Annotated in this window: 19 protein-coding genes; 8 read left to right on the forward strand and 11 right to left on the reverse strand. The window is 29.8% G+C overall.

All coding sequences use genetic code 11. The features are described from left to right. Positions 1-87: 87 nt before the first annotated feature. Entirely contained in the window at positions 88-1,368 is a 1,281-nt protein-coding gene (locus tag Q7I96_11350) for a UbiD family decarboxylase (protein MDO9628198.1), read from the forward strand. 111 nt (positions 1,369-1,479) lie between these two features. Here Q7I96_11350 and amrS read toward each other — a convergent pair whose 3' ends face one another. The 4 genes from amrS to Q7I96_11370 all read right to left on the reverse strand — a co-directional run bounded on the left by amrS (position 1,480) and on the right by Q7I96_11370 (position 4,487). Further along, positions 1,480-2,490 carry an AmmeMemoRadiSam system radical SAM enzyme gene (amrS, locus tag Q7I96_11355; protein MDO9628199.1) on the reverse strand — a complete coding sequence of 337 codons (1,011 nt, stop codon included), beginning with the start codon at positions 2,488-2,490 and terminating at the stop codon, positions 1,480-1,482. 3 nt (positions 2,491-2,493) lie between these two features. Continuing rightward, positions 2,494-3,537: a thiamine-phosphate kinase gene (thiL, locus tag Q7I96_11360; GenBank protein ID MDO9628200.1), complete on the reverse strand. Its 1,044-nt coding sequence runs from the start codon at positions 3,535-3,537 to the stop codon at positions 2,494-2,496. Between the two features lie 130 nt (positions 3,538-3,667). Beyond that, positions 3,668-4,117 (reverse strand): sirohydrochlorin nickelochelatase, encoded by a 450-nt coding sequence (cfbA, locus tag Q7I96_11365; protein ID MDO9628201.1) that lies wholly within the window; start codon positions 4,115-4,117, stop codon positions 3,668-3,670. Next, the gene (locus Q7I96_11370; protein MDO9628202.1) at positions 4,089-4,487 is read right to left on the reverse strand and encodes a Zn-ribbon domain-containing OB-fold protein; all 399 of its coding nucleotides are present in this window, start codon (positions 4,485-4,487) and stop codon (positions 4,089-4,091) included. Before Q7I96_11370 ends, cfbA begins: the two co-directional genes overlap by 29 nt. A gap of 592 nt (positions 4,488-5,079) precedes the next feature. Here Q7I96_11370 and Q7I96_11375 point away from each other — a divergent pair. Together Q7I96_11375 and Q7I96_11380 are read left to right on the forward strand one after the other, a co-directional pair. Further along, complete coding sequence (locus Q7I96_11375; GenBank protein MDO9628203.1) at positions 5,080-6,054, forward strand: hypothetical protein; 975 nt, start codon at positions 5,080-5,082, stop codon at positions 6,052-6,054. A gap of 143 nt (positions 6,055-6,197) precedes the next feature. Continuing rightward, a complete protein-coding gene (locus Q7I96_11380; GenBank protein MDO9628204.1) occupies positions 6,198-7,181 on the forward strand; it encodes a hypothetical protein in 984 nt (327 codons plus the stop codon). Positions 7,182-7,272: 91 nt separating this feature from the next. Here Q7I96_11380 and cobJ read toward each other — a convergent pair whose 3' ends face one another. Together cobJ and Q7I96_11390 are read right to left on the reverse strand one after the other, a co-directional pair. Continuing rightward, on the reverse strand, positions 7,273-8,340 hold the full coding sequence (cobJ, locus tag Q7I96_11385; GenBank protein MDO9628205.1) for a precorrin-3B C(17)-methyltransferase: 1,068 nt from the start codon (positions 8,338-8,340) through the stop codon (positions 7,273-7,275). A 78-nt stretch (positions 8,341-8,418) separates the two neighbouring features. Continuing rightward, positions 8,419-8,940 carry a hypothetical protein gene (locus tag Q7I96_11390; GenBank protein MDO9628206.1) on the reverse strand — a complete coding sequence of 174 codons (522 nt, stop codon included), beginning with the start codon at positions 8,938-8,940 and terminating at the stop codon, positions 8,419-8,421. A 363-nt stretch (positions 8,941-9,303) separates the two neighbouring features. Here Q7I96_11390 and Q7I96_11395 point away from each other — a divergent pair, with 363 nt between their 5' ends. Beyond that, on the forward strand, positions 9,304-10,929 hold the full coding sequence (locus tag Q7I96_11395) for a DNA-directed DNA polymerase II small subunit (protein ID MDO9628207.1): 1,626 nt from the start codon (positions 9,304-9,306) through the stop codon (positions 10,927-10,929). A gap of 90 nt (positions 10,930-11,019) precedes the next feature. Further along, a complete protein-coding gene (locus Q7I96_11400; protein ID MDO9628208.1) occupies positions 11,020-11,607 on the forward strand; it encodes a class II aldolase/adducin family protein in 588 nt (195 codons plus the stop codon). Positions 11,608-11,800: 193 nt separating this feature from the next. On the opposite strand, the gene Q7I96_11405 is transcribed toward Q7I96_11400, so the two are convergent. The 3 genes from Q7I96_11405 to Q7I96_11415 all read right to left on the reverse strand — a co-directional run bounded on the left by Q7I96_11405 (position 11,801) and on the right by Q7I96_11415 (position 14,384). Then, positions 11,801-12,055, reverse strand: a complete 255-nt coding sequence (locus Q7I96_11405; GenBank protein ID MDO9628209.1) for a UPF0147 family protein — start codon at positions 12,053-12,055, stop codon at positions 11,801-11,803. A gap of 149 nt (positions 12,056-12,204) precedes the next feature. Next, positions 12,205-13,347 carry a cobalt-precorrin 5A hydrolase gene (locus Q7I96_11410; protein MDO9628210.1) on the reverse strand — a complete coding sequence of 381 codons (1,143 nt, stop codon included), beginning with the start codon at positions 13,345-13,347 and terminating at the stop codon, positions 12,205-12,207. Between the two features lie 62 nt (positions 13,348-13,409). Next, positions 13,410-14,384 (reverse strand): cobalamin biosynthesis protein, encoded by a 975-nt coding sequence (locus Q7I96_11415; protein ID MDO9628211.1) that lies wholly within the window; start codon positions 14,382-14,384, stop codon positions 13,410-13,412. Positions 14,385-14,491: 107 nt separating this feature from the next. Between Q7I96_11415 and Q7I96_11420 the strand changes: the two genes are divergently transcribed. Together Q7I96_11420 and Q7I96_11425 are read left to right on the forward strand one after the other, a co-directional pair. After that, positions 14,492-14,974, forward strand: coding sequence for a DUF2299 family protein (locus Q7I96_11420; protein ID MDO9628212.1), 483 nt, complete (start codon positions 14,492-14,494; stop codon positions 14,972-14,974). 1,311 nt (positions 14,975-16,285) lie between these two features. Further along, a complete protein-coding gene (locus Q7I96_11425; GenBank protein MDO9628213.1) occupies positions 16,286-17,434 on the forward strand; it encodes an orc1/cdc6 family replication initiation protein in 1,149 nt (382 codons plus the stop codon). Between the two features lie 112 nt (positions 17,435-17,546). Here the strand turns inward: Q7I96_11425 and pyrB are convergent, their stop codons facing one another. Continuing rightward, complete coding sequence (gene pyrB / locus Q7I96_11430; protein ID MDO9628214.1) at positions 17,547-18,467, reverse strand: aspartate carbamoyltransferase; 921 nt, start codon at positions 18,465-18,467, stop codon at positions 17,547-17,549. A 191-nt stretch (positions 18,468-18,658) separates the two neighbouring features. Here pyrB and Q7I96_11435 point away from each other — a divergent pair, with 191 nt between their 5' ends. Next, on the forward strand, positions 18,659-19,543 hold the full coding sequence (locus tag Q7I96_11435) for a choice-of-anchor L domain-containing protein (protein MDO9628215.1): 885 nt from the start codon (positions 18,659-18,661) through the stop codon (positions 19,541-19,543). Positions 19,544-19,726: 183 nt separating this feature from the next. On the opposite strand, the gene Q7I96_11440 is transcribed toward Q7I96_11435, so the two are convergent. After that, positions 19,727-20,458, reverse strand: a complete 732-nt coding sequence (locus tag Q7I96_11440; GenBank protein ID MDO9628216.1) for a tRNA (adenine-N1)-methyltransferase — start codon at positions 20,456-20,458, stop codon at positions 19,727-19,729. Positions 20,459-20,504: the final 46 nt, after the last annotated feature.

Raw genomic sequence — 20,504 nt, forward strand, 5'->3', positions numbered from 1 at the left:
AAAATAATCTCTTAAATAATATGATAACAGAATTTGAGATTATATCCAATATATTAAAATTATAAATTTAATAGCTCTGGTGATATAATGAAAGAATTTTTAAAAATTATTGAAAAGGATTTTGGAGTAGTGAGAATAGATAATGAAGTTTCTAGCGTATTTGAAGCTGCTAAAATATTAAGAGAGCATCCTAAAGAAGCAGTTATACTTGAAAATGTGAAAGAATCAGATATTCCGGTCATTTCAGGTATTTGTAACACCAGAGACAAAATTGCTAGGGCTTTAAATACTGATGTAGCAGGAATCACCCACAGAATCATTCAGGGAATGGAAACTCCAAAAGCAGTACAGAATATTGGAAAAATTTCTGAAAATTATAGTACTTCAATGGCCAATTTAAGTAAATTACCTATAATCACCCATTATCAGCGTGATGGTGGCCCATATATCACAGCAGGTGTTATTTTTGCCCGAGATCCTGAAAGTAAAACTAGAAATGCTTCTATTCACCGGATGCTGGTACTGGATGATAATCATCTCACCGTTCGAATAGTACCTCGGCATTTATACACCTATCACCAGCGGGCCGAGGCCTTAGGAAAAGATCTGGATATTGCTATTGCCATTGGAATGAATCCAGCGACTTTACTGGCCACTACTACATCCATACCCATTACTGCTGATGAAATGGAAGTGGCCAACAGTTTCCACAATGGAAATATGAAACTGGTAAAATGTGAAAATTCTGATTTAGAAGTTCCAGAAGCAGAAATAATATTGGAAGGAAAACTTTTGGCTAATAAAAGAGCAAATGAAGGACCATTTGTTGATTTAACAGATACTTATGATGTTATACGGCAGGAACCAGTTATAGAACTTGATAAAATGCATATAAAAGATGATGCTATGTATCACGCCATTTTACCTGCTGGATTTGAGCACCGCTTACTACAAGGCCTTCCTCAAGAGCCAAGAATTTACCAGGCTGTGCAAAATACTGTTCCTACAGTTAAAAATGTGGTTTTAACTGAAGGAGGTTGCTGTTGGTTGCATGCAGCAGTATCCATTCAAAAACAGACACAAGGCGATGGTAAAAATGTTATTATGGCTGCTTTAGCCGCCCATCCATCTTTAAAACACGTAGTGGTAGTTGATGAGGATATTGATATTTTTGACCCGGAAGATTTGGAATATGCTATGGCCACTCGTGTAAAAGGAGATGATGATATTCTTATTGTTCCTAAGGCTCGTGGTTCTTCTTTAGATCCGGCTGCATTACCCGATGGAACTACTACAAAGGTAGGGGTAGATGCTACCAAGCCTTTAGACAAGAAAGAGAAGTTTGAAAGGGTTAGTTTGTCTGAATAATTAACTCAAATATTATTTTTTAAATAAATTATTTTTAAATAAATTTCTAAAAACAATTTTTTTTATTATATTTAGAAAATTAATATCTTAATTAAGATTCTATTTTAGAATTTAAATTTTTATGTTGATTTTTGCTCCACATTCAGAACATTTTTTATTCTCATCAATTCTAATAGGGCCTAATCCATAGCCATTTCTCTCAATCAGTAATTTTCCACAATTATAGCAATAAGTATTCTCTCCATCAAGGCCGGGAGCATTGCCCACATATACATATTTAATTCCCGCATCCTTGGCTATTTTTCGGGCCTTTATTAGAGTTTCAATTGGTGTAGGGGCCACATTTTCCATTTTATAGTGTGGAAAAAATCTGGTAAAGTGGATAGGAACCTCTGAACCTACTTCTTCGACCATAAACTTAATTAAAGATTTTAAATCTTCTTCTGAATCATTATATCCTGGAATTATTAAATTGGTAACTTCCAGATGAATTCCCTTATCATGCATCCACATAATATTCTCCAGTACTGGATTAAGTCGAGCATTACATATTTCACGGTAGAATTTATCAGACATACCCTTTAAATCCACATTGGCCGCATCAAGATGTGGGCCAATAAGTTCCAGAGATTCCGGAGTCATATATCCATTGGTGACATAAATCGTGTTTAAATTCTCTTTCTGGGCCAGTTTAGCAGAATCTATGGTGTATTCCAGCCACATAGTTGGTTCATTGTAGGTCCAGGCAATGGATTTGCACCGATATTCTTGGGCTAGTTTTATAGAAGTTTCTGGGGAGATTTCCTGAGTATAAATACTTTCCACCGTGGCCCGGGCAATTCTCCAGTTTTGACAGTGCTTGCAACCTAAATTGCAACCTACCGTTCCCAGAGAATAAACCTGCGAACCAGGAAGAAAATGGAATAATGGTTTTTTTTCAATGGGATCTACTCCCGAAGAAGAGACGGACCCGTAGGTAAGATTATATAAATTTCCATTATTATTTTCTCGAGTTAAACAAAAACCGCAATTTCCATCTGAAATAATGCATTTACGCTGACATACATTACATTGTGTCTTATTTTCATCTAACTTATCATAAAGTAAAGTTTCAATTTTCATTATTTATCCCCCCAAATGCTGATAGCCTCCAGGTGGTAAAATACTTGTTTTTCCATCTTTATCTACTATTTCTACATGAGCAGAATCAGTGACTTCTCCTATCACATAAACATTCATTAGATTCTTTAATACCCCAATTTCATCTTTTTTTACAGTTAAAAGCAGTTCAAAATCTTCCCCATAGTACAAAGTCATTTGATGGAGTTTTTTTCCAGTAATCTTTCCCACTTCTTCCACTAAGGAGTGAGATGGTATTTTATCCTCGTATATTCTAATTCCAATAGTATTCTCTGGTTTTAGCATTTCATAAAGTTCACTGGCGAGGCCATCAGTTATATCTGTGCAGGCAGTTACTATTTTTGATTCCGATGCTATAATTCCCTCTTTAATTCTGGCCCGGGGTTCCAGAGCATGATTTACAGCTTTTTCCACAAATTCTCCTTTAAGCAATTCTATTTTTTTGAGAGAATCATTATCCTCAGCGAGTAAAACCTCGAATCCTGCAGCGGCCAGCCCCAATGGCCCGGTGACTGCAATTAAATTTCCTTTCTGTGGGGTTTTCTTCATTAAAACCTTTTCATTGTTTACTTCACCCAGTGCAGTTCCATTTAAAACTATTTGAGGAGATTCATTGGTGTCTCCTCCAATTAAAGGAGTTTCATAGTAGGTACAGGCATCTAAAATACCTTCCACCAGTTCATTAAATTGTTCCATTGTCATGTCCCTAGGCAAGCCCATTGATATTAAAATACCTCTGGGATGGGCCCCCATGGCTGCCAGGTCACTGACATTCACCGTGACGATCTTCCAGCCCATTTGGCGATGAGTCATTTGTGGGGGAAAATGAGATTCCTGTAATAGCATATCCGAGGTGCTTACTAGATATTTAGAATTAACTTCCATTAGTGCAGCGTCATCTCCTAAGCTGTCCCTAATCTGGGGATGTGTTGAGAAATAGTCTTTTTGACAAAGCCGAGCTTTCTGTATGATCAAATCAATCAGCTTTTTTTCACCTAAATCAGAAATTAAAGGTTTTTTAGAGGACATTATGACTATTATATCCCCTATTAGAAATATAATTTTTGATTATTATTTTTGATTAATATTAAGTAAAATAAAATTTAACTTTAAAAAAAATAATTTTTAAGAAATGAAAAAAATTAATGATTCAAGGAGTTTAGTTTAGAGAATTATTAACCCTATCTTTCAGTATTTCAACCAAACGAGGGTCAGAGCCCAATGGTTCGGTGTAAATAATTTCTCCCTGGAATTTTATTTCCTCTTCTTCTTCATTCTGGTGGCTGTGATCATGTCCATGACCGTGACCATTTTCTTGGCCATTATCTAGACCCAATATATGTGGAATATCCTGTTTAGTGTGTACACCATGGGCTAAAAAGACTGGAGTGACAATAATCTTTTCCACCCCTGCTTGAGACAATTCATTTATAGCAGAAGGTATGGATGGCTTATTCATATTCATGAATCCAACACCCACCGGATAATCTGCCTGTTCCCGATAAATATTCGCCAACCCATTAATTACTTCTTCCCCATAGGGTAGTCTACTTCCGTGTCCCACTAATAATACACCAATTTTACTTTTTGAGCTTGAATTTGAATCCATATGAAATCACTCCATCCTTGCCTTCTTCTCTGATTCGTCTAAATACCATTTCCACTTCATCGCCGATTTTAACATCTTCCGGATTGCAATCCACTATTTGAGTAGTGACTTTTGCTCCTTCTTCTAATTCAACTATAGCTACCACATAAGGTGCTATTTCCTTGAATTCATCAGTGGGTGTGGTAATGACGGAGTAAGTAAAAATTTTACCTTTTCCGGTTAATTGTATATCTTCCAGTTGCCCTTTTCTCCTACATTCCGGGCATATGATACGACTTGGGAAAAAAACCGTGCCGCATTGTGCGCATTTAGAACCTATTAGATTATAACGCTGTGGAATATGACGCCATGCTCGTACAGTATCTGACATATTAGTCCTCCATAATCTGATTTTGCCTAATATTTGATTTAATTTGTATAAAAAAATTAAATTCAAAAATTTTAATATATTTTCAAAATCGAAATTTTAATATAAAATTACTTAATATCTTTCTTATTTTAATAATTTAATTTCATTAATTTAAAGATTTTGTTGTCAAGTTATTCATTAATTAAGAATTATATTATATAAAAAATGCCGTATTAATCGGCCAAATATTACTATAAAGTAAAAAAATTTTACTTCTAAATTACTCATTTAATCTTGGAAGTCATTATAATTAAATTCTTTGGTAGAAGAAAAAAGTAAATGCGTTTTATAATACTTAAAAATAATTTTAAGTGCTATTTATAAGTCTTAAATCTTTAATACTTACTATTATTAGTTATCATTCTAATATAATCATTCAATTATTATTTTTAGTTTTTTTGAAGTATTATTTATTAAATAAATAAATTTGCTTATTCATTACTTTTCTTATCATACTTTAAAATAGTAATACTTTTATATAATAAATAATAATAATTAATTGATATAAAGTTAATACATAAATATAAACAATTTAAATCGATCTGGTGAAAACATGGATAAAAAAGGTTATGTAATGACAGGAACTTCTTTTTTACTGATTTTACCAGCTATTTTAGTTGCTCTAACCTTATTAAACTATGTTCATGGTGAAAACGAAATTACTACCCAGTCTATTCAATCAGATACCTTGAATTTTGCATCAGATGATCTTAAAAGAAATATACCAACCCTCGCTAGACAATCTATGGAAAATATATCATTAGAGATAATTGATAATAACAAAACAGTTGAAAACAGCCCAGAATCTATAAAAAATCAGTTACAGATAAAAATTAATAATTTAAGCTCACAATATATGAAACAAGGCATTAATGTGACTTTTAAAGTGGATTCAGTTCAAACATCACCACAAGATTCCTTCTTTATTGAATTCAACACTACAATCATTGTAACTCAAGATAATTTAAAGCATGAAGAACATTTATCCCAATTGATTTCCATTGAAGGATTACCTGATCCGCTTCCCTTTGTTAAATGTCGTCCTTATGGATATATAACTCATAACAATACCAGAACCAGTTATGGAAGTAGTTTAAATAATTACTTGGCGAACAATAGCGTAAAAAATGCGAGTTTATATGAAAATGCAAGTTCACCATTCATAATTAAAAAATGTCCCTATGATCCTTACTTAAGTCATGGTTCTAAAAATACCATGAAAAATTGTCAGGAAAATGGTTTTTATCACGATAGTAGTGATGGTTCTTGTTATCTCTGCCGTTTAGAAGGAAAAGGCCTTTGTGCTCATTTTGGATTTGAAGTTTTTATTCAACCATCCCCCGTGAATAATAATAATAATAATAATAATAGCAGTTCCCTTAATTTAGAGGGTCCTTGTTCCTCAGATCATGTTATTTTTGGTGGAGAACCATATCCTGGAAAAGCCATAATTTATAAAATTGAAAATGGAACAAATTATTTATTATTCTTAGATAATGGTCATGCTTCCAAATATGGTGCCATTTAGACTTTATTTTTGTAATAAATAATGAAAAATAAAAAAATTAAAATGTGAGAATAATGTATTTCCAGATTTTAAGCCTGTTCAAAAAATTTAATCCCCAATCAATTTTGAATGATTCCAAAGGGTTTATATTTTCAACTGATTTGTTGCTTTCAATAATCATGATAACCGTGATAATAGGAATTTCCGCTGATGCCATAGATTATAGTAATGGTTTTATGGGAGATCAGAATTCCAGAGCGATCCTGGAACGTTGCACATTGGAAGCTGCAGACATACTTATTAAAACCCCAGGATCTCCAGATAATTGGGAAATACTTCCTAATTGTGAGGGAATATCTCCGGGATTGGCATTAAATTACAATAATTCTACTAAGAACATATCTAATACATTGTCTTGGGAAAAAATAAATAATCTCACTCAAAATTATGATAAACTGGTAGAAAACAAAATTTTTCCCAAAAATATCAAATCAAACATTATTATATATCCTCTAGATCCCCGAATAAATCCAATAATCATTCATGAAGAACCTATACCATCTAAATCTTCAGAAATAGTCGTTATCAATCGAACAGTACAATGCAATTTTTTGAGTAATTACACTGTTATAATTATGGATTGGAATAAAAACAAACTAAATAATTCTCAAAACGTATCTAACAAATTTAAATATTCACAATCAGATATTTGTCCCCATCAAGAATTAAATGACAGTCAAAGCCATGCTTCACCCACAAATACATCCCCCTCTAAAATATGGGAATGCCATCACTTCAATACCAGCGCAGATTATTTGAAAAAAAATGATTATTATTTACTCACTGATCCATCACCCATCGTTGGAGAATCTTCTTACTGGACTTTAGACACTGCATATAATCTTTCTAGTTTAAATAACTCTTTTAAATCAACTAATATAAAATTAAATGATGAAATAAAAAATTTAATGGGGGAAAAAGAGAATGTAACTCTATGGATCCATGTAATTGGTCCCGAAACTACCATTAATTCTTTTAAAGTTTATTTAGTTGCTGTTCCTAAAAATACTGATTTTAATTATTTAAAAGCAGAATATTTTAAGTCACAGACATGTAGTTTTATTTTAAAAACATGGATAGGTGATTAAATCCAATACCATCAAATTTGTATAATGAATCTAATTAAAGATTCTAGCAGTTATTAAAAATTAATAAAAAAGAATGTTATTTAATTAATTATTATATTTGAGAAGTCTTAAAAATACATTCCCTTCGCAGTTTTAAGAGATCTTTTTTCTTCTTTTTAAGGTCTTCAACATCATCTAAGATTTCAGGTAGTTTTTCCATTATACAGTTAACTGTAGCATCTTGGTGAATCCACTCACAGTCCTGACAGCTCCATAAACCCTTGTCTTTGATCCAATGGCCTCCTGTTGAAGCATCCCCGCAAGGGTAGAAAGGACAGTAGCAAAATGTGCAGTTTTGAGGATGATGATGGCAGGGATAGTATTCACATGACCTATTATGCCCGTCTATATTTTCTCCATTCAGAAATTTCTCATAAAACTCTTTTGAAAGAGGGTGGATTGGTTGTTTAACCACATATCCTCGGGGAGTGATCATCTGTCCATTTTCTACATAGGTAGTAGAATTACCAATAATTATTATGGTTGACATGTCAATTTGATCTTCTTCTAGGTTTTCTAGAGTTGTAACTGTGATTTGAGGTGGTTGAGAACTACTTTTAACAAATCCAACCGTAGTGGCAGGATTTATAGTATTCATAAGTATTTTAATAGCTTCTCGAAATGGTGATTTTCGGGTTTTGCTGATAGGGTTATACAAAGCTATAACCATGCCTCCTAGTGCAGCATGCTTAATTTTACGCTTTATTTCACTTAAAGGAGTTAATATGTCACTCAAGCTAATAACTGCAAAGTCGTGTAGCGGTGCTCCTAATAAAGAAGCACCATAGTTAGCTGCTGTAACCCCAGGAACGATTTCGAATTGAATACCACTATATTTTCCAGCTAATTGAAAGAAAACATTGGCCATGCCAAAAATTCCAGGATCCCCAGAACTGATTAATGCTACTTGTTTACCATCCAGATGCTTTTGAATGGCCATTTCTACTCGGGCGATTTCATCACCCATTCCCTTTTTAATAACTTCTTTTCCATTTAATAAGTCTTCAATCGAATCAATGTACTTTTTATATCCAATGACTACTTCCGCTTTTTCTATAGATTCCAATGCCCTCAGAGTTATATCCTTAGGTGAAGGTCCTATGCCTATAATACTAATCATGAAATTCACTCTTTTTTTGATTCTGAATGTTGTTATTGGGTTTTTAACTGGCGTATTTCTCTAAACTGAATTAATTATTCAGTTATTGGTATACATTCTAGAAATTGAAACTATCTTAATAGAGTTCAAATCTATTAAAAATCCTTTGCTAGTACTATTAGCATTTGCAGTGGCTGTAATCATGAAATCTGCACTAGGGGTAATTACAATTTGTCCTCCGCCAGTACTGTTACCACCAGTACTATTTTCTTTATAACCCATTATAGTAAGGTTGACCGGAACTGGACTTTTGCTTTGATCAGCAAAACTTGTGGCATTGAGAGTTTTTATGTCAACTCCATCTAATTTAGCCTTAATTTGAAGTGATTGAGACACTAAATTAGTATTTGATATATTCAAAATATCCGGAGTGCCAGTTAATGCTTTATTCACATCGCCACCCACATTAAAAATTGCAGAAATTCTGTCAACTTGCATGTTCATTAACTTTTCAATATCAGGGGGTTGTGAAGTAACTATAGTGTATGAGCTAACTAATCCCACTTCAAAAAAAACTATGAAAAATACTAGAAAAATTATGAATTTCAAAATTCTTGACAAATAACCACCTTTTTGCTATGTAGAAGAGTTTAGATTATTATAAATTAATATAAATAATTTTATGTGCTTTAAATAAGTATTTTACATCTTAAACCGTTTAAATTAAATATTTAGATTAATTATTTTTTAAATGGATTCTTTAGAGGCTTGAAATAATTTAATTAATGATTGTTATTGAATAATTGTTTAGAATTTATTTATAAATTTATCTTATAAAATTACTACTCAGATTTACTATTTATATGATTGTAACTAGTATTTTATATAAGAATTTCTAACATTAAATTATAGTTCACTAATTAAGATATTATTGTTAAAAATATTTAACTATTTATCATTTTAAAAATTAATTTAAAGATTATTATGAGTCAAAATATTCTACTTAAGTTTGCTGATGCCGGAATTTTAGTTAATGAAGTTGCTTACGACAAAATTAACTTATTAGACGATCCTGTTCACATTTCTTCTTCATTAATTACAGATCTAGTTGGAAAAGGAATAAAAAAAAGAGATCTTGTAATTTTAACTGGAGAAATGTTAGATCGTTTTTTAGAAAAAGAAGGTATAATAAGCCAAGTAAAAATTTCAAGTTCGGAACCTAACTCCACAAACTTCGATTCTAGTTTAAAATTGGAATCAAGAATAGAAAACCTGGAAAACCCAGAAATTGACACAGAATATTCTTCATTAGGTAATTATTCACCGGAAATTGATTTAGTTACTGAATCTGTTTCTGAAGCAGATATCCAGTCATTAAATATTCCAAGTAATGTGGAATTTAATTTCGAGATTATTCAAGATACTAGTAAGAAATCTTACACCAGTGGAGATATTAAGGATATGATTTCTTATTTTAATAGTAGATATGAGAAAATTAAAGGCATATTATCAAAAAGAAGGGAATTAAAAGGTTCTATCTCAATTACAGACATTTTTCAAACAAAAGATGAAGTTAAAATTATTGGAATGGTAAAAGATTTCCGAACTACTAAAAATGGGCATAAAATACTGGAAATAGAAGATGAAACGGGTGAAATCAGTGTTTTAGTACATAATGATAATCACAAGCTATTTGAAAAGTCGGAAACCATTGTTAGGGATGAAGTTATTGGCATTATAGGAATTAGAAAAGGAAATTTATTTATTTCTTCAGAAATTATTCATCCGGGAGTTCCAAGAATTGAAGAAAAACCCATGAATTTTTCTGCTGTTTTTATATCTGATGTTCATATAGGAAGCCTCAACTTTTTGGAAGATGTATTTGAAAAATTTATAAAATGGATTAATTGTGAATTTGGAAGTCCTGAGCAAATTGAAATAGCTAAAGATGTTAAATATCTCTTGGTTGCAGGAGATATAGTAGATGGAATTGGTGTTTACCCAAATCAAGATGATGATCTTAATATAAAAGACATAACTCGACAATATGAAGAAGCAGCCCGCTTATTTGGTCAAATCAGGTCAGATATAAAAATAATTTTTGCACCGGGAAACCACGACGCATCAAGATTAGCTGAACCCCAGCCAGCAGTTCCAGAAGAATATGCTAAGGCTCTTTACAATCTTAAAAATGCTGAATTTGTAAGTAGCCCGGCCATTGTAAGTCTTGATGGTATAAAAACTCTTATTTATCACGGCAACAGTTTTCTTGACATTACCATGAGTATTAAAGGATTAAGTCAAGAGAGATCTGACATTATTATGAAAGAACTTCTTGAAAAAAGACATTTAGCGCCAATATATGGTGAAAGAACTCCGTTAGCTTCTGAAATAGAGGATTATTTAGTAATGGAAGATATCCCACATATATTCCATACTGGTCATGTCCATATTAACTCCTACAAAAACTACAAAGGAGTTCATATGATAAACTCCGGAACATTCCAGTCCCAAACCGATTTCATGAAACGGCTTAATATAGTTCCTACTTGTGGAGAAGTTCCAGTGATTCAAAGGGGCGAATTCAAGCTTTTAAAATTTAGTGAATGATATTTTTAATTAATTTTTGTGTGAGATTATTAGTTTTAAATGAAATTTATAGAATATTGTTTTAATAATCAGGATATGGGGATATTTAAAATGAGTGGAAAAAATCTGGTAGAATCTGTAATAGACGCTTCAAATTATATTTTTAACAGAAAACTTGTCTCAGGTAAGGCAGGAAACGTTAGTGCTAGATTTAAAGACCATAAAATGGATATTGTAGCTATAACACCCACTGGCATTTCATTAGCAGATGTTAATCAGGAAACTGTGGTTTTAGTTGATTTAAATGGTAATTCTCTATCCCGAGGAAATCCTTCTTCTGAAATTTTATTACATTTAGAAATTTATAAAAATAGGCCAGACATTATGGGAATTGTGCACACCCATTCTCCGTATGCAACTGGTTTCTCATTTTCGGATGAAAAAATAAGAAGATTAGAAGGTTTTGGTAAAATTAAAAAGCCATATTTAGAAGAATTGGAATATAAAAAGCCAGGCAGTACAGAACTTGCTCAGGAAACCGCTGAAAAGATGATAGATGAAGATGTAATCATATTAAAAAATCACGGAGTAGTAGCTAGTGGGATTAATGTAAAAGAAGCAGCTTCACTGGCAGAATTTGTAGAAGAAATAGCAAAAACCCAGTTTGTATCCCATATTCTCAATATAAATAATAAATAAATTTACAAAAACTGATTTATAAAAACTAAAAATAAGCAAAAATCAGTGTTGATTTATTTAAAAATAAGAATTAATTAGTAATTATTATATTTAATACAATTAAATTAATCTAGAAATAATTTAATATAATATTTAATAGTTATTGTATTTTTTAATTAATGAAATAAGATTAAAATAATAAAAATTTAATAATTTAGTTCCGAATTGATTCTAATTCACTTAGAATTTCCCAAATTAATGTTCTAGCATGAATTGGTATATTTGGGTCGTTACTAATCTCATCGAGAATTGAAATCACAGTACTTGCTCTTACGGTAGAGTCTTCCCCTTCATTATTCAATATTTCATTTGATTCTTCTGCAGCCCTGCGTATATTACGTGGAACGCTAGTATCTTCAGTTATATGTTTTAAAATATCAGAAACGCGATTAAATGCATCCTTACTCATAATAATTCCTCCAAGTATAATTCCAAAAAAATTTAGATAATAGTTATATTCAATGTGCTTTATGTTACTTTATTTAAAAAGGTTTTGGTATATATTTTAATATCCATTCAGGAATATTTAAATTTTTATTTAAATTTAAAAATCCATATTTAATTATCAGAAACTGCAACTGCAATAGTAACACCATTGAATGAGGTCTTTTTAAATATTAATTTGGAATTATTACCCGCTATTAAAAGAGCTGCAGGTTCACATACTCCTTTTACTCCAAAAGTATTTTCTACAAACTCTGAAGGATGCATCTGTTCTGATTCGAATTCTTTTATTTGATCCATTTTAACAATTTTCAAAGGAATATTTAACTCATCAGATGCTTCTAAAATTCCTTTTTCATTTTGTTTAATTTCAGCCGTGGCCACTAAATCAAATCTATTCACAGGCAAGTTTAATATTTCAGCAGCTTTTTTTATGGAAATTATTACTTGATCTTTAGAAACTCCTTTTCGGCTTCCAATACCGATTACTAATTTTTTAGGCCTTAAAATCAAAAAAACAGAGTTATTAATATTTTTATCTTCATTTAAAATGCTTTTATTTAAATCGTTTTTTAAATTAGAATCATTTGAATTTAAATCCACATCATATGGTTTTTCAGAGCAATTAACTGCTAAAATATCATTTTCTTGAAAATTATTAGATATTTGATTAGATATATTGAAATTATCTTTTAAATCCATTCCAGATGAATATTGATATGTTTTACTAATTTTTGGATCATATAACAAATAATCTATATTTTTATTAGAAAATAAGCCAATTTTTTCTCCTTTTAAAATAAAAGAATTAAAATTAAGAATTAATTTAGGATCCATAATTTCCCAGTGAAGTTTCCGGGCCATTTCATCAATTCCTACAAAACCATGAATATCTGTTGAAGTGGTTATAACTGGATTAGAATCTATTAAATCAGCTATTTTAATAGTTAAATTATTGGCACCGCCTAAATGGCCGGACAATAGGCTAATAACATTATTTCCACAATCATCAATTACAATGATAGCAGGATCTGTAATTTTATTTGAAATTAATCCACAAGAAATTCTGACCATGATACCTAAAGCCATAACACCTATAATTGCGTCAAAATCATTAAATACTTTAATTAGATTGTTCTTAGCATTCTTATGGAATATTTGAACCTGGATTATGGTAGAATCTTGTTCTAGATTTATTTTAAGCTTATTGGCCAGCTCTTTACCATGTTTACTAACAGATAATATTGCTATTTTCATTATTTTTCCTTCAAATTCTATATTGAAACATTTTGAATTAAATTAAAATTTACTTTAAGGTATTAATAAAATATTTTGAACAGTATATTATTTTCACTACAAATTAAATAAATTGATATTAGGTAATATATTAAAGCAAAAAAACTTATTGAAATAATTAAAAATAAAAACACAGCCATTTTAGTAAGTTTTATGGCAGCATGAATTGTTTCAATGTTTAGATTTTTTTTATTATCTCCAATTAAATATACATTTGGTTTTTCTAATTGTATTTCCAGTGCTCCAGCTGCAGCAGCCATTGTAAAACCAGAATTAGGGCTTGGAGAATTTCTAGCATCTCGCATCATTATTCTGAAACTATTTCTCCAATTCATTCTTAAAATAAATGCAGCAATGACAATTATTAAACCCGTGACTCTTGCTGGAATATAATTAAGAATATCATCTAATTTAGCCGGAAACCAACCAATAAGTGCATTTTCTTCATTTTTATATCCAACCATAGCATCTAAAGTATTTACAATTCTGAAAAACATTGCACCAGGTACTCCAAATATAAATGCAAACAAAATAGGTGAGGTGATAGAATCAGTTATATTTTCCGTTAAACTTTCAATTGTAGCGGATATCAGTTGAGAATCTTCTAAATTTTTAGTGTCTCGACTTACAAGATAAGAAACTTTTTGTCTGGCTTTTTCTGAATTTAAGGATAAATTAGTTGCAACATCTTTTGAAGATTCAATAAGCATTTTTATAGAGAAAGTAGTAGATAACAAAATTCCCGAAATCAAAATATAAATTATATAATTAAATGATGTATAATAAAGAATTATTATAGTTGATAAAGCAAAAAAAACAGTTAATACAAATGTTAATATGAAACCAGACCATTTACTTTTTATTTTAATTAAATACTGCTTTAAAAAATAAATTGATTGGCCTATCCACACTACAGGATGTATTTTTGAAGGGAGTTCGCCCATTAAAAGGTCTATGAAAACTGCTAAAGCTATTATCATGAAAATTAAAGTATCCATGATAAACAATATAAAAACATGAATTATTAATGCTATGCTTGTTAAAAATATAAAATGTAGTATGAATAAAATGTAATAAGGATTATATAAAAATAGGAAGTGAGTAAATGGCAGATATTCAAGATAAAGTACAAAAATGGCTCGCTGATGAAGGTTATTTCAGACAAAAAGTTCCTGATGAAAATTCAAACTTTCACTTTATTATAAATTACCCTGAAGGTCATGTAATTGATGTTATTCAGCCAAAAGGGAAAGATGATATGGTAGTTATTGGCTGTGCAACTAATGTAAGTCCAGAACACTTAAGTCTAATAAAAAAAATGAGTTCAGATGAAAAAGAAGAATTCATATGGGAATTTAGATTTGCTCTTAATGGTTTAATGGTTGATTTTCAAATTCAACATCCTGAAAATGTTTTACAAAGTTATGTAGTAAGTTCTGAAATTTATGAAGATGGTTTAACCAAGGATAGATTAATTTCAAGTGTAAAAAGTATTTTTAGAGCTAAACTTCAGGGCTTATGGAAGATCCAGCAAAAGTTTGGTGAAGTAGAGAAAGAATCTGGTCATCCAGATGGTATGTACGTTTAAAAATTTTTGTTTAAATTAATTTTAATTTTTGACTAAAAATAATTTTAAATTTAATATTAATTATAATTCATTTTTTTTTATTTTTTACTTAAATAAATCACTATAATTACTTTTTTACAAATGGCCAAATTATTTTCCTATTAAAATTTTTATATTTTTTTCAAAGACATATATTTCAACTGTAAAAAATCATTTGAAAATTCTTAAATTGAATTAAAATTAATTTTGATATTTCCTTAACAAGAGAGACCTATATTTCAACTGTAAAAATTAAAACAAGCTAATAAAAATTTAAAGAGAGGTATATTTCAAGTGTAAAATTTAATGTTAATTAATGAATACTAATAATTTTAATTAAAATCAAAGTGAGAGGTGAATTTCAAGTGTAAAATTATGAAAAATACTTGTAAAAAAAATAGTGAGACATGTATTTCAACTGTAAAAAAATATTTATTATTAATTTTTTAATAGTAAATTAAAAATATAATTTAATTTAAAAATTTATTTTTAAAAAATATTTGAATATTATATTATAATTTAAATTTATTATATTTAATTTAGATCTTAAAATAGATTTTATTTATTTTTTCACTTAAAACTTATGTTAAATTTTTTTATTTTATTTATTTTTTTAAATTTATTTTATAATTTCTTGAAACGTTTGTTTTAATACTATTTAAATAATTTGATTTTTAGTGATATATAATATCAAAATAATAAAATATTTATTGATAAATTAAATATTTTTAAGAAAAAAGAAAATTTATATATTTTTTAATTTAAATTATATTAATTAAACATAAAATGTTATTATTAATATTAAAAATTATTTTATTTAAATTTTTTCAATTATATTAATAATGCCTTTATATTTTTTTATTTTTTCAATTTATATAATTCAATTTTCAGTTGAAATTGATGTCTGTGTGAATTTTTTTGTTTACATTTTTTTTGTTTACACTTGAAATTGATGTCTCTCATGATAAAATATATATTTAAAAACACAAAAACATACAATTTTAAACTTTCATAATAAAAACTTTTATTTGATAGTTAAAATAATATTTTTACACTTGAAACTTACCATCACATGAGTTATAAATAATTTCTATTTAGGAAGTCTATTAATTCAATTCAGAATTTAATTATTGATTATTAATTCTAACAGTGATTGGTATTTTAATTCAGGAGACCTTAGAAAATGGTCATTTAAATTTTTTTAAGAGATACATGTCTTTTTGTACATGTCTTTGTTAGAATTGGGGTATTAACAAATAAATCTCAAGATTTTATATCGGATGTGTGATCTTTATGAATATATTTGATGAGTTAGGGGATAAACAAACAGTTTTTCAAGATAAAAAGTTTTTAGATCACAGATTTTTACCAGACAAACTTCCGCATAGGGAAGACCAGATAAAATCTATAGCTAAATATTGGATAGAGGCCTTAAAAGAAGTTACTCCTCCAGATATTACTATTTATGGAAAAACAGGAACTGGAAAAACAGCTGTAGCTAAATTTGCAATGAAACAACTCAAAGAGGCGGCTAAAGAACAAGATATTAATATTAAAACAGAATACATTCGATGCACTGATTATACAACTGAATATCAAGTTATTGCTCGTTTATGTCAACAAATGGGGCGTGATGTTCCTTATAGAGGATGGACCAAAGCTGAAGTTATAAATACTTTTAGAAATTTATTTAAAAAGAATGCTTTTGGTAAAGACTTGATTTTATTAGTTGTATTGGATGAAATAGATATTCTTCTTAGAAACGATGGTGATGGACTTCTTTACACACTTACTCGTACTGATAATGTAGCAATATTATCCATTAGTAATTATGTTGATTTTAAAAAATTTATAAAACCTCGTGTTCGAAGTAGTTTAAGGGATAGAGAAATTGTATTCCCACCCTATGGTGCTCAACAACTTGTAGATATCCTTGAAGAACGTTCTAATTTGTCTTTTAATGGAGAATCACTTAAAGATGATGTAATACCATTGTGTGCTGCACTGGCTGCTAAGGAAGAAGGAGATGCTAGATATGCTTTAGATCTTTTAAGAACATCTGGTGAGTTGGCTGATGAAAAAGATTCAGAACTTGTTCTTGGTGAGTACGTAAGGGAAGCAAAAGATTATATTGAACATAATAAAGTCACTGACATCATAATGACTTTACCAAGTCAGCAACAACGTGTTTTGGAGTCAATACTTTATCTAACTAAAAGAAAAGAAGAAATAACTTCTGGGAGACTTTATGAGGTTTATAAAGACATTGCTCGTGGAGACACGGTTTCTTACAGAAGAATTTTTGACTTTATAAATGAATTAGAGATGTTAGGTCTAATTTCAACCAATACAGTTTCTAGAGGACGTGCAAAAGGAAGAACTAATATAATTGATCTTCAATGTGATACTGCAGTTCTTGAAGAGGCTATTTGGGGAATGTAGATATTTTATTTCTTAATAATATCTAATTTATTATTTTATTTTAAATTCTCATAACATAACATAATATAATAAAAATTAAAATTATTTTAGATTATACTATGTAACTATATAACTAAAATGACTTTATTAAGGCATTTAAAATGGCCATACGCACTGGAACGCCATAAAATGCCTGTTCAAAATATTTTCCATATTTGGTATCATCAACATCAGGTGATATTTCATCAACCCTGGGCAATGGATGCATTACAATCAAATCTTTTCCATTTAAAAGTTCAGAATTGATAAGATAAGCTCCTTTAATTCTTGAATACTCTTCTGGATCTGGGAATCTTTCTTTTTGTATTCTAGTAACATATAATACATCTACTTCATCTAAAACATCATGAATATTATCTGTTTCTCTGGTTACTGCTTTAGCCCCTTTCAAATCATGAAGAGTTTCTTGTGGCATTTTAAGTTCGGGTGGAGAAACAAAACTCATTTTTGCCCCGAACATTCCTAAAGCATAAGAAAGAGAGTGCACAGTTCTCCCATATTTTAAATCGCCAATTAAAGCTACATTGAGGCCTTTTATTTTCCCAAAAACTCTTTTCATAGTATAAAGATCCAGCAAAGTTTGTGTAGGATGCTGACCTGCACCATCTCCTGCATTAATAATAGGAACATCTACTATATCTGAAACATAGCGTGCTGCACCTTCTAAATTATGTCTTATTACTAATGCATCAGCATATTCTGCAACCATACGAGCAGTATCAGCTAAATTTTCTCCTTTTGTGACAGAACTAGCCCCAGTTTCTGCAAAACCTATTACTCCACCACCTAATCTTTTCATTGATGTTTCAAATGATAATCGAGTTCTGGTGGATGGTTCATAAAACATCATTCCCAGGATTTTACCCCCCATATTTTGAGACATTTCCTGAGACCGGGCCACGGGTTCTAGCTTTTCAGCCTGCTTTAAAATGAAATTTATGTCATCTTTACTAAAATCTTTAATAGAAATAATATTTTTAAGTGAAAAGGACATTATACCCTCCATTTACGATTTATTTTTTTATTTTTTTATTTTATTTATTTTATTTATTATACTTTATTCATTAATTTATGTAAAAATGTTTCAGGTGTTAAATAAGGTTGTATAGCTCGATAAATTTATTATTATTAATACTGAAAATAATTTATCAAATAAAATTTATAATATTATTAGGGGGTGAATACTTGAAAAAATATTTAATGGGCTTGTTGGTCCTAATATTTTTCCTTTTAGGGCCTTGTTCTGCATCTAGTCCTCAAGAAGTTTCGGATGCCATAGTTACTCCTGATAGTCAGCAATACATAACTGAAGCTGGAAGTAAAAGTGGTAATAATACTCAATTTCAGGTCTATACTCAGAATTTACAAGGCTTTCCAACTAATGGATCTAGTTTTGTAGTTATAAGTTCTGGAAACGCATCTGGAATAAATGGAACTCCTTCAGGCAGATCTTTGTATGTGGGGAGTGGAAATTCCAGTACTAATGGCCAGTACAGTAATCGAAACAACTTTTCCTATGATATTGCCAATGTTTTTTTTAAAATTAAATTACCTAAAGGCGCTAAAACTCTCAGTTTTGACTGGAAATTTGCTACAGCAGAAAATGGGACTGAAAAACTATTTTACCAGGACTGGGCTCGAGTAGTGATAAACTACGCTGGTCAAACTTATAATATTCTATTATTGCCTGATGGAAAAGCAGTAGATGTAAACAGCACAATACCATACTCAAACACAGTATTTGGTAATTTTACACCTAATGATGTTAAGTATGGTTATGTAACTGGTACAACAACTCCTGGTGTTTACCATGTTACCTTTGATGTGTCTCAATGGGCTGGTAAGGAAATAGAATTGGATTTTTGGGTAGCTGACGAGAATGATGGAGTAGTAGACAGTGCTTTATTCATTGATAACCTCCATATATCTGTAGAAGAGCCATCTAAAAATTTTAGTACTAATGTAAATGCTGAAACACTTCCTATGCAAAAAACAGGAGTTCCTATAGGAGTATTAATTGTAGGATTACTAAGTACGCTGTCTGGAATCATTTACAGTAAAAAACAGTAAAATCAAAAATCCAAATATTTATTTTTTATTTTCTATTTTAGTAACATATTATTTCACTAAAATCAATTTTTTAATTTTAGTTGTGATAAACTAAAATAAATAAATAATTATTATTAACATTAAATTAGAATCAAAAATAAAAATTAAATTAGTAAAAAATATATTTATTTCTATTTATTTTAATTATAACTTCCTAGAAAAACTTAAATAGCCTGTATGACCAACCATACGAGTTTTTGGCCTAGTTCCTTTAACTTTAACCTCAATTTCTCTTAAAATACATTCAATAGTATTTATTTCAGAAAATCCAACTTTTTTAGAGATTTTATGAAGAATTTGTACTTGTTCTATATATGGTGCATATACTGCCAGCCAACCACCTGTTTTTAAGCTTTCATATACTGATTCCAGTAATTCATATGGCTTTGGAAGATCTAAAAATACTAAATCAACATTTTCCTCATCAATACCCTCTTTAATATCTTTATTTTTAATTTCAACATTTTTTAATTGAAATTGGTCAATATTGGACTGAGCTATTTGAGCAAAATCCTCTCTAATTTCATAACTATAAACTTTTCCCTCATTTCCTACTACATTAGCAAAATGAAGAGCTATGGCCCCGGCACCAGTACCGGCATCTACTACACGATCTCCACAGCCTAAACCAGTGTATGAAATCACTATCCCTATATCTTTAGGAAGTAAAATAGAACATCTGCGTTGCATGAGTTCAATTAAATCATTTACATCGGCCTTAACTACTTTGATATGTTTTCCCATATGGGTTTCTAGAGTATCTCCTGGAATACAATCTTGAAGATCTTCTTTTTTTATTATTCCTAAATCATTCTGAAAATCCTGTTCTAAATTAAGTATGTATTTCTTCCCTCTTTCATCTATTAAAATAAGCAAATTATCACCTTGTTAAATTAATATATTTATTATAAACATTTTAATC

Source organism: Methanobacteriaceae archaeon, assembly GCA_030656015.1.
Lineage (GTDB): Archaea > Methanobacteriota > Methanobacteria > Methanobacteriales > Methanobacteriaceae > UBA349.